The following is a 13,355-nucleotide window of genomic DNA, read 5'->3' as shown; positions in this document are numbered from 1 at the left end:
ATTTATTTGAACTGAAAGGAGAACGGAGGATAAAAAAGCCGGATACGCGTTGCTCATCCGGCCTACGATGGGTTTTGTAGGCCCGGCAAGCGCAGCGCCGCCGGGCGAAACCATCATTATGCGTCGAACGGGTCGCGCAGGATCATCGTTTCGGTACGATCCGGGCCGGTAGAAATAATATCGATCGGCACTTCGGTCAGCTCTTCAATACGCTTGATGTAATCCAGCGCCGCCTGCGGCAGGCCGCTACGCTCTTTCACACCGAAAGTGGTCTCAGACCAGCCCGGCATGGTTTCGTAGATTGGCTCGATGCCTTCCCAGTCGTCAGCAGCCAGCGGCGTGGTGGTCACTTCGCGGCCATCTGGCATACGGTAGCCGACGCAAATTTTCACTTCTTTCAGGCCGTCCAGTACGTCCAGCTTGGTCAGGCAGAAGCCAGACAGGGAGTTGATCTGCACAGCACGACGCACGGCAACCGCATCCAGCCAGCCGGTACGACGACGGCGACCGGTGGTCGCGCCAAACTCGTTACCCTGCTTGCACAGGAACTCGCCGGTTTCATCAAACAGCTCGGTCGGGAATGGACCCGCACCCACGCGAGTGGAGTACGCTTTGATGATGCCCAGAACATAATCCACATAGCGCGGACCCAGGCCAGAGCCAGTCGCCACGCCACCTGCGGTGGTGTTCGAGGAGGTTACGTACGGATAGGTACCGTGGTCGATGTCCAGCAGCGTACCCTGCGCACCTTCAAACATGACGAAATCGCCACGCTTGCGCGCCTGGTCCAGCAGATCGGACACATCAACAACCATACCGGTCAGAATGTCTGCAATCGCCATGACGTCATCCAGCACCTTCTGGTAGTCAACAGCGTCAGCTTTGTAGAAGTTCACCAGCTGGAAGTTGTGATATTCCATCACTTCTTTCAGTTTTTCAGCGAAGGTGGCTTTGTCGAAGAGGTCGCCCACGCGCAGACCGCGACGCGCAACTTTATCTTCGTAAGCCGGGCCGATACCACGACCGGTGGTGCCGATCGCTTTCGCGCCGCGTGCTTTTTCACGCGCAACGTCCAGCGCCACGTGATAATCCAGGATCAGCGGGCAGGCTTCGGAGAGCAGCAGACGCTCACGAACAGGGATACCACGGTCTTCCAGACCTTTCATCTCTTTCATCAGCGCAGCAGGAGACAGCACAACGCCGTTACCGATGATGCTGGTGACGTTATCACGAAGAATGCCTGATGGAATAAGATGGAGGACGGTTTTTTCACCGTTGATTACGAGAGTATGGCCTGCGTTGTGACCGCCCTGGTAGCGTACAACATATTTAGCCCGTTCAGTCAGAAGATCAACAATCTTCCCTTTACCTTCGTCACCCCATTGGGTGCCCAGTACGACGACGTTGTTACCCATTTTTTCAAAATCACCGTTTGCTTAAAAATGGATTCTACCATCGCTTTTTCAGATATACAGCACTTTTTGACCTCAGAATATCCCAAATCCGACCACTTTTTGATCAGCCAATCGTTTTCCTCAACATGTAGTAGATCACGATGCCCGCAACCACAAGACCGCCGCCAAAACGACGCAAAATATTATCGGGAAGACTGCTCATCGTGGCGATCATTCGACGCCAGGCGCGCGGATAGAGCATCGGTCCAAGACCTTCCAGCACCAGGACCAGAGCCAGTGCGAGCCAGATCGTTGAATTCATTTTTATTCCTCATAAAAGAAAACCACCGCTCCGTTGAGAGCGGTGGTTTGAATACTCAAACGAGCCTGAGTTTATCGCGTAGCGTTGGTCGGCGTCTTCATATAACGGAAGAAATCGCTGTCCGGGCTGAGCACCATCACATCCTGGTTGCTCTGGAAGCTATTCTCGTAAGCGCGCAGGCTACGGATAAAGGCGTAGAAGTCAGGATCCTGGCTGAAGGCGTCCGCGAACAGCTTCGCCGCTTCGGCATCACCTTCACCGCGCAGGATACGGCCCTGACGCTCAGATTCCGCCAGCGTCTTGGTGACTTCATAGTCCGCTGCCGCACGCAGCTTCTCAGCCTCTTCCTGGCCCTGTGAACGGTGACGACGGGCTACCGCTTCACGCTCGGCGCGCATACGGTTGTAAATCGCCTCGGACACTTCTGCCGGGAGGTTGATCTGCTTGATACGCACGTCCACCACTTCGATACCCAGCGCAGCCATACTGTTCGGGTTGATCACCGGCACTTTGCCGTTGGTTTCCGCCTGAACGCGTTCAGCCGCTTTGGCAATCGCATCATCCGCTGCTGGCGTTTCCACTTCGTCTTCCGTGCCCGCGGTTCCGGAGTTCAGCGCATCGCGCACTTCCAGAGTCAGACGACCGCGGGAGTCGGTCACGATGTCTTTCACATCCAGACGACCAATTTCAGAACGCAGACGGTCAGAGAATTTACGCTTCAGCAGCACTTCGGCCTGAGAAACGTCGCCGCCGCCCGTTGCCAGGAAGTAACGGCTGAAATCGCTGATGCGCCATTTGATGTAGGAATCAACGATCAGGTCTTTCTTCTCTTTGGTCACGAAACGGTCGGCCTGGTTATCCATGGTCTGGATACGCGCATCAAGGGTTTTCACCGACTGAATGAACGGCACCTTGAAGTGCAGACCCGGCTCGTAAATCACCGGGCGCTTGTCGCCATCACGCACGACGCTGCTGAACTGGAATTTGATCCCACGCTCGCCCTCTTTCACCACAAAGATCGAGGTATAAAGCACGACCAGTACGATGACGATGATCGCAATAACTGACTTACGCATCCTTATTCCCCCTGACGCTGGTAGTCGTTACGCTGCGCGTTAGCACGGCGTTGGTCCATAATGTCACCATCGTTCGAAGAAGGCGTTGTGTTCGTGCTGGCGCTGCCCGTTGAGGCAGGCGGCAGACGCAGCAGGTTGTTCGCGCCGCTGGTGTCGCCTTTCGCGGCTGGCGCAGCATTGCCTTTCAGCATCTGATCCAGCGGCAGAACCATCAGGTTTCCACCTTTATTGTCGTTAACCAACACTTTGCGGGTGTGGCTCAGCACTTTTTCCATGGTCTCGATATAGAGACGCTCACGGGTAATTTCCGGTGCCGCTTTATATTCCGGCAGGATCTTCGCGAAGCGAGCCACTTCACCCTGCGCTTCCAGAATGGTCTGCGTCTTGTACGCGCGCGCTTCTTCCAGAATACGCTGCGCCTGGCCGTTAGCGCGTGGCTGGACTTCGTTGGTGTACGCTTCTGCTTCACGGATGTACTGCTGTTCGTTTTCACGCGCAGCAATCGCATCGTCAAAGGCGGCTTTCACCTCTTCCGGCGGACGCGCAGCCTGGAAGTTGACGTCCAGCAGGGTAATACCCATGTTGTACGGACGAATGGTCTCTTCCAGCTCGCGCTGGGTATCGCTACGAATAACGGTACGACCCTCGGTCAGGATGCGGTCCATGGTGTATTTACCGATCACACCACGCAGGGCGCTGTCGGTCGCCTGACGCAGGCTGTCATCGGCGCTGGTCACGCTAAACAGATAACGCTCAGGGTCGGTCACGCGGTACTGCACGTTCATCTCGACGCGCACCACGTTTTCATCAGAGGTCAGCATCACGCCGGAGGCCGCCAGTTCACGGACGGACTCCACGTTGACCGCGGTCACGTCGTCAATGAAGGTCGGTTTCCAGTTCAGGCCCGGCTCAACCAGATGGCTGAACTTACCGAAACGGGTGACCACGCCGCGTTCTGCTTCTTTAATGGTGTAGAACCCGCTGGCTGCCCAGATGATGACCACCGCAGCGGCCACGATACCTACAACGCGGCCACCCATCGGTGGGCGCGGACTCTGAGTGGAGTTGCCACCCGAGCCAGAACCTTTTCCTCCGCCAAGGCCACCAAGCTTCTTGCTCAGCTTGCGGAAGATATCATCCAGATCCGGCGGCCCCTGCTCGCGACCACCTTTGTTGCCATTTCCCTCAGAGTTGCCGCCAGGTTTGCTGCTTCCCCACGGGTCGCGGTCTTGTCCGTTATTACCGGGCTGATTCCACGCCATGTATATGCTCCATATTTGTTATGCAAGGGCGAATTATTCAGGCATCCCCTTTCCGATCAGACGATATAGTCCGCCAGGGCAGGTTCTTGTTTACAGAGGCGACGCCAGTCAACGATCGGCATACGCACCTGCATCCCCACGCTGCCGTCATCCTCCATCCACTCTTTTTCTATCGCCTGAAGCTGATAAAACCGGCTGCGCAGCCTGCCTTCCTGTGGCGGCAGTCGCAGCGTGTGCTGAGCCACCTCACCGGAAAGACGTTCTGTCAAAGCCTGGAAAAGCAGTGGCACGCCAATACCGGTCTGGGCAGAAAGCCAGACCCGAATCGGTTTGTTTTCTTCATCTCGGTCGATACGCGGTTCGAAATCGTCCAGCATATCGATCTTGTTCATGACCAACAGCGTTGGGATCTCGTGGGCGTCAATTTCTTCGAGCACCACGTTCACCGCGTCGATGTTTTCCTGCACCCGCACGTCTGCCGCATCTATCACGTGCAGCAGCAGCGTCGCCTGACGCGTCTCCTGCAGGGTGGCCTTAAACGCCGCCACCAGATCGTGCGGCAGGTGGCGGATAAACCCTACGGTATCCGCCAGCACCGTTTCACCCACGTCTGCAACGTCAATACGGCGCAGCGTAGGGTCCAGGGTCGCAAACAGCTGGTCTGCGGCATACACCTGAGCCTCGGTAATCTGGTTAAACAGGGTCGATTTACCGGCGTTGGTATAACCCACCAGCGACACCGTCGGGATGTCCGCTTTGGTTCGCGCCCGACGCCCCTGTTCACGCTGTTTCTCTACGCGTTCCAGACGCGAGAGGATCTGGGTAATTCGGCCACGAAGCAAACGACGGTCGGTTTCGAGCTGGGTTTCACCCGGGCCGCGCAAACCAATCCCGCCTTTTTGTCTTTCAAGGTGTGTCCAGCCACGCACCAGACGCGTTGCCAGATGGCGCAGCTGCGCCAGCTCAACCTGCAGTTTCCCCTCGTGGGTACGAGCACGCTGAGCAAAAATATCTAAAATCAAACCCGTGCGATCGATAACACGGCATTCGCAAAGGGCTTCCAGGTTGCGCTCCTGGGCTGGAGACAGCGCATGATCAAACAACACGACTGACGCGCCGGCTGCTTTTACGGCATCCGCAATTTCGACTGCTTTACCTTCACCAACAAAATACTTTGGGTGCGGCGCTTTACGGCTACCGGTAATCACCTGCATTGCTTCGACACCGGCGGAAGAGACCAGAGATTCAAACTCCTGGAGGTCTTCCATATCTTTGTCTTGCGAAAAATAGATGTGTACCAGCACCGCCTGCTCACCGGCATCATAACGGTCAAACAAGCGTAAACCTCTCTAAAAAGATCAGCGGGGAACGCAGGATCCCTGGCTCCCCGTGTGGATAACAGTGCGAAACCTTATTCGGTCTCGTCGCTGTCCTGCGCTGGCGTTGAAGAACCCTGCGCGTTGCTGCCATGATGGTAGTTACTACCCGTGCCGCCGCCAGCGTTATTACTGTGATGAGATACCGGACGAGACGGAACAACGGTAGAAATAGCGTGCTTGTAGACCATCTGGCTGACCGTGTTTTTCAACAGAATCACGAACTGATCGAAAGACTCAATCTGACCTTGCAGCTTAATACCATTCACCAAATAAATAGAAACTGGAACACGTTCCCGACGCAATGCGTTCAGGAACGGATCTTGTAAAGATTGCCCCTTAGCCATTCTATCTTTTCCTTATATGCTTGTTTTGTACTTAGAACCTTGCGATTCTGAAAAATTGCGCACGATACGTCTCAATTGTACACATTCAGTGAGCGATATCACCAACAACCTCAATCACTTCGTTTAACGCCTGTTGCGGTTTTTCACTGTCTAACCAGTGAACCCCCTCCCAACCGCGCAACCAGGTGATCTGGCGCTTCGCTAACTGTCTCGTGGCGCAAACACCTCTATAAACCATTTCATCGTATGAAATCTCACCTTCAAGATACGACCACATCTGGCGGTATCCCACACAACGAACGGAAGGCATGTCCGTATGCAAATCTCCACGGGCAAAGAGCGCCCGCACTTCTGCTTCAAAATCTGAAGCTAACATCTGATGAAAACGCTGCTCAATTCGCTGATGGAGCAGTTCACGGCTCGCCGGGGCGATGGCGAACTGATGCACCTGATACGGCAGAGCGTCTCCTGACGTTTGCGTCAGTTCCGTTAAAGTTTTACCCGAAATGAAAAAAACTTCCAGTGCCCGGGAAAGCCTTTGCGGATCATTTGGATGGATCCGCGCTGCAGCAACCGGGTCAATCTCCGCCAGTTGCTGATGCAAAACGTCCCAACCCTGCTCTGCCGCCTGCTGCTCAATTTTTGCTCTTATTTCCGGGTCCGCAGATGGCAGAGGTGACAACCCCTCCAGCAGCGCCTTGAAATAAAGCATGGTTCCACCAACCAACAGCGGTATACGTCCCGCCGCCGTTATCTCGGCCATCTCGCCCAGGGCATCCCGGCGGAAATCCGCTGCGGAGTACGCCTGAGCCGGGTCGAGAATATCCAGCAAACGGTGCGGTGCCGCACGCAGCTCGTCTGCGTCAGGCTTCGCCGTGCCGATGTCCATCCCCCGATAGATGAGGGCGGAGTCGACGCTAATCAACTCTACAGGCAAAACTTTACGCAGCTCAATGGCGAGCGCCGTTTTGCCCGAGGCCGTTGGGCCCATTAAAAAAATTGCCTTAGGCAGGCTCGCCTTACTTACGTCAATCATGTTTCAGGGCGTTCATCGCCGTTTGTAAATCAACAGGTTGTAATAAACCACCCGGCGGCGTTTTTACCAGATGCGGGCAGAGACGTTCCACCTCCGCCAGCACGCTGATGGCCTGCGCCATACTCCACGGCGCGTGTTCGCTTGCCAGATGGCGGGCGATCCACTGCGCGGTGTTGGCGGCATCAAACGATGTTTGCTGCGCCAGGTAGCCTATCAGTTCAGGAATCAAGTTTTGTAAATTTTGTTGGCGTAAGGGTAAAGGCACTGCACGAATTGTCACATGTTGTGGTTCGAGCACAGTTTCAATACCCATCTGCGCAAGCTGCGACCCGACGCGCTGCAATACCCTCGTTTCGTCAGGGGATATTTTCAGTCGTACCGGAATCAACAGCGGCTGCGCGCAGGCTGCGTTTTCCCCCGGCGTGAGCTGCACCTGTTTAAGCCAGCGTTCGGCGACCGGCAGGGCCAGAAGCATCACTTTGCCGTTACGTTCAAGCAGCGCCATATCCGGCGCAACGATCGTCAGCACCCGGCCAAAACTCTGGCTATGGCCGTCCAGTGAAGGCTGAGGGGCCGGAAGAGGCTCTTTACGCTCCACGGCTGGCGTTTCCAGCAGCTTGCGGTACAACGCCCCCTGCTGCTTTTGATAGCCAGGCTGGGCATTCGGGTAGTTCGCGCCCGTTGGACGCGGCGCGCTCCCTGCGGATGAGAAGCGCGGGGCTTCAGGCTCACGCGCGACGGCAGGCTCCGCAAAATGGTTGCGGCCCGCTGCCACGCGGTTTTCGGGCAGCGGACGTGGTGCAGGCGCGTCGTTCTCCAGCGGCAGCGCGGGCTCTGCCTGCTGCTGCAACACGGCGGCCACGCCCTGATATATGAAGTCGTGAACGAGACGCGACTGGTGGAACCGTACCTCATGCTTGGCAGGATGAACGTTCACATCCACCTGATGGGGGTCGATATCCAGATAAAGGACGAAAGCAGGCTGCTGATCGGCCCCGAGCTTGTCTTCGCAGGCCTGGCGAATCGCGTGATTGATGAGGCGGTCGCGCATCATGCGGCCGTTGACGTAGCAATACTGAATTTCAGAGAACGCAGCGCTGCTCGCGTTTGGATCGGCAACCCAGCCGCGTAAAGCCAGATCGCCGTGCTGCCACTCGATGGCCAGCGCCTGTTCCAGAAACGGCGTGCCGCAGATCGCCCCCAGACGACGCTCTTTCTGCCCGCCTTCCGCCACCGCGCGATACTGGCGCATCACCTTGCCGTTGTGGCTGAGGTTAATGGTGACGTCAAAACGCGCCAGCGCGATACGCCGAACGATCTCGTCGATATGGCTGAACTCGGTCTTCTCGGTACGCATAAACTTGCGTCGGGCGGGGGTGTTGTAGAAGAGATCTAACACTTCAAGCGTAGTGCCGACAGGATGCGCCGCGGGCTTGACCGTCACGTCCATATCGCGCCCTTCGGCGTAGGCCTGCCAGGCCTCCTGCTGTTCAGCGGTACGGGAGGTCAGCGTCAGGCGCGAAACCGAGCTGATGCTGGCCAGCGCCTCACCGCGAAAGCCGAGGCTAATAATCGCTTCCAGGTCATCCAGAGAAGCAATTTTACTGGTGGCGTGACGCGCCAGCGCCAGCGCCAGCTCCTCTTTTTTAATGCCACAGCCGTTGTCGCGAATGCGGATAAGCTTCGCGCCACCGCGTTCGATATCAATATCAATGCGGGTTGCGCCCGCATCGAGGCTGTTTTCCACCAGCTCCTTCACCACCGACGCAGGGCGTTCAACCACCTCACCGGCGGCGATTTGGTTCGCGAGCTGCGGCGGTAGAACCTGAATCGGCATGAATTCTCCTTAGTTGGTCGCGGTCATCTCACCCGGCAGCGCTGCGCTGGCCGTCTGGGCAGCGCCGCTCTGCGGTGCGGACTGCAGCGGATGCGCCTCAAAGTATTTACGCAGACCGTTATAAATCGCTTCGGCAATTTGATGCTGGTAGCTGTCGCTTCCCAGCAGACGCTCTTCACCGTTGTTACTGATAAAGCCCGTCTCTACAAGGATGGACGGGATATCTGGCGAGCGCAGAACGCCGAGGCTGGCATGCTCAGGGCGACGTTTGTGCAGCACGCCAATGCTTTGCAGCTGGCTCAATACGTTAGTGGCGACATCATACCCGACGCGCTGAGAATGACCGAACTGTAAATCCAGCACCGCCTGGCTGAGGTACGGATCGGACTGGCTGTTCGCCAGCACGTCGCCCGCGCCGCCTAACAGCTCGGACTGCTTCTCATGCTCTTCCAGCCAGTTGGCCATTTCGCTGTTGGCGCGACGGTTCGACAGCACCCAAACCGAGGCGCCGGTCGCGCTACGATTCGGCGCAGCGTCCGCATGAATGGAGACCAGGAAGTTGGCGTTTTGCTTGCGCGCCACGTCCGAGCGCCCCATGACGGAGATAAAGTAGTCCCCGTCGCGGGTCAACACGCCTTTAAACATAGGGTCGTCGTTGAGCAGCGAACGCAGTTTACGCGCGATAGCGATAGTCACGTTTTTCTCGCGCGTGCCGCCAGGGCCAATCGCCCCCGGATCTTCCCCGCCGTGGCCCGCGTCAATGGCGATGATCACTTTGTCACCGCTGACCGTCGCGCGTCGCGCGCTGGCCGCCGGACGCGTCACCGTATTGCTGCTGGTTGCCGCAGTAATGCGATCGTTCTGCGATTTAAACGGATTACGCGCGGGTTCCGCAGGACGCGGCGTATACACCGGCTCTTCCACGCGCTTCGCGACGACCGGCGGCGGTGGAGGCGGCGGCACGTCTGCATTGATGGTAAAAACGACCGTATAGTTCGCGCCGTTTTGCTGCTTCACCGCCTTCGTTTTACCCTTTTCGGTCAGATCGACCACCAGGCGTAACGACTGACTGTCCTGGGGCGTTCCCGAACGGATGCTTTTCACCAGGTTGTTACCGCTGAACTGCAGCGGTAGCCCCTGGATCACGCCCGTCTGTTTGATATCCAGCGCCACGCTGTGGCTGTCTGGCTGTGAAAATGCATACTCAGGATCGCCCATAAAGCTGAACGTGATCCGGGCCTGGCTTTCGCCGTTTGATACCTGAATATCCGAGAGGTTTGCCGCCCCGGCCTGCGCGCACAGCAGCACGGTGGCAGCCAACAACCAGCCTTTAACGCGATTTATCATCCCGTCATCCCTACGCTTAACCGGCCAGACGCGCCAGTAAGGAACTGCCTGATGAGGAAACCGCACTGATGCGCGCCTCACGCCCTTGTGCCTGGTAATCTAAGTGAATTTCGACATCCGGGTCAGGCAGCACACCCGCACCTTGTTGCGGCCACTCCACCAGGCAGATGGCATCATTGGCAAAATAATCACGGATCCCCATAAATTCCAGCTCCTCAGGATCCGCAAGTCGGTATAAATCGAAGTGGTACACCATGAGATTCTCAAGGGTATACGGTTCTACCAGCGTGTAGGTTGGGCTTTTGACATTCCCGTTATGCCCTAACGCCTGCAAAAAACCCCGGCTGAAGGTGGTTTTACCCGCACCTAAATCACCATACAGATAAATGACGGTTGCCCCCTGACAGGCCTGCGCCACGCGCTTGCCGAGTTCTAAAGTGGCTTGTTCATCAGGTAAAGGAATCGCTCGATTAGTCATTTTCTACGTCAATCACATCCGGGTTAACAACACGCCGCAGCGTGCAAAAAAGATCGGTGGCCAGCATACCGCGCGTGCCGTAACGCGCAGCCAGTTTATCCGCCGCGACGCCGTGGGCCACGCAGCCCGCACAGGCTGCATCATAAAGGGGAAGTTTCTGTCCAAGCAATGCGCCAATGATGCCGGAAAGCACATCGCCCATGCCGCCGCTTGCCATGCCCGCATTGCCGGCATCAATAATACCCTGCGTCTCGTCGCTGGCGACAACGGTGCCTGCCCCTTTTAAAACAGCAACACCTCCGTAACGTTTTACCAGACGCTGAGCAGAAAGTAAGCGATCGCTTTCAATTTCTGCCACGCTGCAGTTAAGCAGTCGCGCGGCTTCGCCGGGGTGTGGCGTGAGAATGCGATTGTGACGCTTATCGGAGTTTATTGCCAGAAGGTTAAGCGCGTCGGCATCCCACAGCATCGGTTTACGAAAATTCTCGACCTTTTGCAGGGCCTGTTTACCCCATGCCTGCTGTCCAAGCCCGGGCCCAATCACCACCACGTCTGCCCATTCAAGGCTTTCTTCAAGCGCCTGGGCCGTGAGTTCGTGGACCATCAGCTCCGGTCGGGCGGTAACGATCGGCGCAATATTCTCAATGCGGGTGAGCACTCGCACCAGGCCAGCACCGCTGCGTAATGCCGCTTCGCCGGTCATACGAATCGCACCTGCCGTGCCACGATCGCCGCCAATTATCACCAGCCTGCCGCTATCGCCCTTATGGGACGTCGGTCTGCGCGGCGGGAGCCACGCTGCAAGCTGCGACGCATCAAAACGCGCGATGCGTATTTCCTGCCCGGCCAGCCAGCTCTCCAGCCCCAGCGCACTGTGGTGCAACACGCCAACAACGTCTCGCGCTTTGCCGGTCAGCAACCCCGGCTTGAGTGCGATGAAGGTCACCGTGTGCGCAGCCTGAATCACCGCTCCCGGCGTCGCGCCGGTTTGTGCAATCAGGCCAGAGGGAATATCCAGGGCGACAACCGGCGCGGAATGTCTGTTCGCGCGTTCAATCAGCGCAGCAACGTTTTCGCGAGGCGCGCTGCGAAGCCCGGTGCCCAGCAGACCGTCAACAATCAGATCCACCGCCTCTGGCCAGAGGATATTCGGCGCATGAATCACACCGCCTGCGTTAAGCCACGCCGTGCGTGCCGCGTCCGCCTCTTCCGGCAACGGTTTCTCACTCTCCAGGGCCAGCAGCGTCACGCGGATACCTGCCGCAGCCGCAAGACGGGCGACAACGTAGCCGTCGCCGCCGTTATTGCCGTGCCCACACAGAATCAGCCAGTGAGCGGCCTGCGGATACGCGCTGCGGGCAACGTTAAACGCCGCCTCACCCGCGCGCAGCATCAGTTCATACAGGGTAATCCCGAGGCTGTCCGCGGCCTCTTTTTCGGCGCGCCGGAGGTCATCCGCATGCCAGATGGAATGTGGTATACTTGCGGGGTTTTTCTTCACCGTATGGTCCGTCATGTCACAGCCCCTCGATCTCAATGAATTAGCGCAAAAAATAAAACAGTGGGGTGCTGAACTTGGCTTCCAGAAGGTGGGCATTACCGATACCGACCTCTCGGCCAGCGAGCCAAAACTGCAGGCCTGGCTGGATAAACAATACCACGGCGAAATGGAGTGGATGGCGCGTCATGGCATGATGCGCGCCCGTCCACACGAGCTCCTGCCGGGCACGTTACGCGTCATCAGCGTGCGCATGAACTACCTGCCCGCCAACGCGGCCTTTGCGCGCACGCTAAAAGACCCCTCTTTGGGTTACGTCAGCCGCTACGCCCTGGGACGTGATTACCATAAGCTTCTGCGCAACCGTTTAAAAAAGCTCGGGGAAACCATTCAGCAGCACTGTGTTTCGCTGAATTTTAGACCCTTTGTCGATTCCGCGCCTATTCTTGAGCGCCCGATCGCCGAAAAAGCCGGGCTTGGCTGGACAGGTAAGCACTCACTTATCCTTAGCCGCGACGCCGGATCGTTCTTCTTCCTGGGTGAACTGCTGATTGATTTGCCGCTGCCGATAGACGGTCCGGTAGAAGAAGGCTGCGGCCGCTGCGTGGCCTGCATGACCATTTGCCCGACGGGTGCCATCGTCGAGCCCTACACCGTTGATGCGCGCCGCTGCATCTCCTACCTCACTATCGAACTGGAAGGGGCCATTCCAGAAGAATTTCGGCCGCTTATCGGCAACCGCATCTACGGCTGCGACGACTGCCAGCTGATCTGCCCGTGGAACCGCTATTCCCAGCTGACGGACGAAGAGGATTTCAGCCCGCGTAAGGCGCTGCACGCGCCGCAGCTCGTTGAGCTGTTCGCCTGGACCGAAGCCTGGTTCCTGAAAGTGACGGAAGGTTCGGCCATTCGCCGTATCGGCCATCTGCGCTGGCTGCGTAATGTTGCCGTCGCCCTGGGTAATGCTCCCTGGGATGAAGCGAATCTGCGGGCACTTGAAAGCCGTAGAGGTGAGCACCCACTTCTTGACGAACACATAGAATGGGCGATTGCGCAGCAAATTGAGAAGCGCAATGCCTGTGTAGTCGAGGTTCAGCTACCGAAGAAACAGCGTCTGGTAAGGGTAATCGAAAAAGGACTTACGCGGGATGCCTGAACTATTCACAGCCTGTGAATAAAATTACAAACTCAAGAGCCATCTGGGCTGGGGATGAGGTCAAGTGATCTCAATAACATTTTGAAATCAAATTTTATTCATTAAGTACAGAAACTTATAAAGATATTATTCACCCTGCTAAGTTTTAACCCTATTCCGGTTAAGCGCAGTTTCTGTGGATAACTCTGTTTACAAGAGTATTTCAAAGACAATAGAAAACGTCCCC

The 13,355-nt window shown here is 56.9% G+C and carries 12 protein-coding genes; 1 reads left to right on the top strand and 11 read right to left on the bottom strand.

The window, feature by feature from the left end:
- Nucleotides 1–116: 116 nt before the first annotated feature.
- From FY206_RS02625 to nnr, 11 genes are all read right to left on the bottom strand, one after another.
- A complete protein-coding gene (locus FY206_RS02625; RefSeq protein WP_024907332.1) occupies nucleotides 117–1,415 on the bottom strand; it encodes an adenylosuccinate synthase in 1,299 nt (432 codons plus the stop codon).
- A 103-nt stretch (nucleotides 1,416–1,518) separates the two neighbouring features.
- Nucleotides 1,519–1,716 carry a DUF2065 domain-containing protein gene (locus FY206_RS02620; protein ID WP_032643808.1) on the bottom strand — a complete coding sequence of 66 codons (198 nt, stop codon included), beginning with the start codon at nucleotides 1,714–1,716 and terminating at the stop codon, nucleotides 1,519–1,521.
- 71 nt (nucleotides 1,717–1,787) lie between these two features.
- Entirely contained in the window at nucleotides 1,788–2,792 is a 1,005-nt protein-coding gene (hflC, locus tag FY206_RS02615; protein ID WP_010427498.1) for a protease modulator HflC, read from the bottom strand.
- A gap of 2 nt (nucleotides 2,793–2,794) precedes the next feature.
- Nucleotides 2,795–4,054: an FtsH protease activity modulator HflK gene (gene hflK, locus FY206_RS02610; protein ID WP_032643807.1), complete on the bottom strand. Its 1,260-nt coding sequence runs from the start codon at nucleotides 4,052–4,054 to the stop codon at nucleotides 2,795–2,797.
- 56 nt (nucleotides 4,055–4,110) lie between these two features.
- On the bottom strand, nucleotides 4,111–5,391 hold the full coding sequence (gene hflX, locus FY206_RS02605) for a ribosome rescue GTPase HflX (RefSeq protein WP_032643806.1): 1,281 nt from the start codon (nucleotides 5,389–5,391) through the stop codon (nucleotides 4,111–4,113).
- Between the two features lie 74 nt (nucleotides 5,392–5,465).
- A complete protein-coding gene (gene hfq / locus FY206_RS02600; protein WP_008502919.1) occupies nucleotides 5,466–5,777 on the bottom strand; it encodes an RNA chaperone Hfq in 312 nt (103 codons plus the stop codon).
- Nucleotides 5,778–5,862: 85 nt separating this feature from the next.
- Nucleotides 5,863–6,813: a tRNA (adenosine(37)-N6)-dimethylallyltransferase MiaA gene (miaA, locus tag FY206_RS02595; RefSeq protein WP_032643804.1), complete on the bottom strand. Its 951-nt coding sequence runs from the start codon at nucleotides 6,811–6,813 to the stop codon at nucleotides 5,863–5,865.
- Nucleotides 6,806–8,650 (bottom strand): DNA mismatch repair endonuclease MutL, encoded by a 1,845-nt coding sequence (gene mutL / locus FY206_RS02590; RefSeq protein ID WP_032643799.1) that lies wholly within the window; start codon nucleotides 8,648–8,650, stop codon nucleotides 6,806–6,808. Before mutL ends, miaA begins: the two co-directional genes overlap by 8 nt.
- Before the next feature lie 9 nt (nucleotides 8,651–8,659).
- Nucleotides 8,660–9,997 (bottom strand): N-acetylmuramoyl-L-alanine amidase AmiB, encoded by a 1,338-nt coding sequence (gene amiB / locus FY206_RS02585; RefSeq protein WP_032643797.1) that lies wholly within the window; start codon nucleotides 9,995–9,997, stop codon nucleotides 8,660–8,662.
- Between the two features lie 16 nt (nucleotides 9,998–10,013).
- A complete protein-coding gene (tsaE, locus tag FY206_RS02580) occupies nucleotides 10,014–10,475 on the bottom strand; it encodes a tRNA (adenosine(37)-N6)-threonylcarbamoyltransferase complex ATPase subunit type 1 TsaE (protein ID WP_013095283.1) in 462 nt (153 codons plus the stop codon).
- Nucleotides 10,468–11,991, bottom strand: a complete 1,524-nt coding sequence (gene nnr, locus FY206_RS02575) for a bifunctional ADP-dependent NAD(P)H-hydrate dehydratase/NAD(P)H-hydrate epimerase (protein WP_032643795.1) — start codon at nucleotides 11,989–11,991, stop codon at nucleotides 10,468–10,470. The genes tsaE and nnr overlap by 8 nt, the downstream gene beginning before the upstream one ends.
- Here nnr and queG point away from each other — a divergent pair.
- A complete protein-coding gene (gene queG, locus FY206_RS02570; RefSeq protein WP_032643793.1) occupies nucleotides 11,990–13,129 on the top strand; it encodes a tRNA epoxyqueuosine(34) reductase QueG in 1,140 nt (379 codons plus the stop codon). The two genes, nnr and queG, sit on opposite strands and share 2 nt — an antisense overlap.
- The last annotated feature ends 226 nt before the right edge of the window (nucleotides 13,130–13,355 follow it).

It is taken from the genome of Enterobacter chengduensis (assembly GCF_001984825.2).
GTDB classification, from domain to species: Bacteria; Pseudomonadota; Gammaproteobacteria; order Enterobacterales; family Enterobacteriaceae; genus Enterobacter; species Enterobacter chengduensis.
Note: the sequence above shows the minus strand (reverse complement) of the source record. Positions and strands in the feature narration are given on the sequence as shown.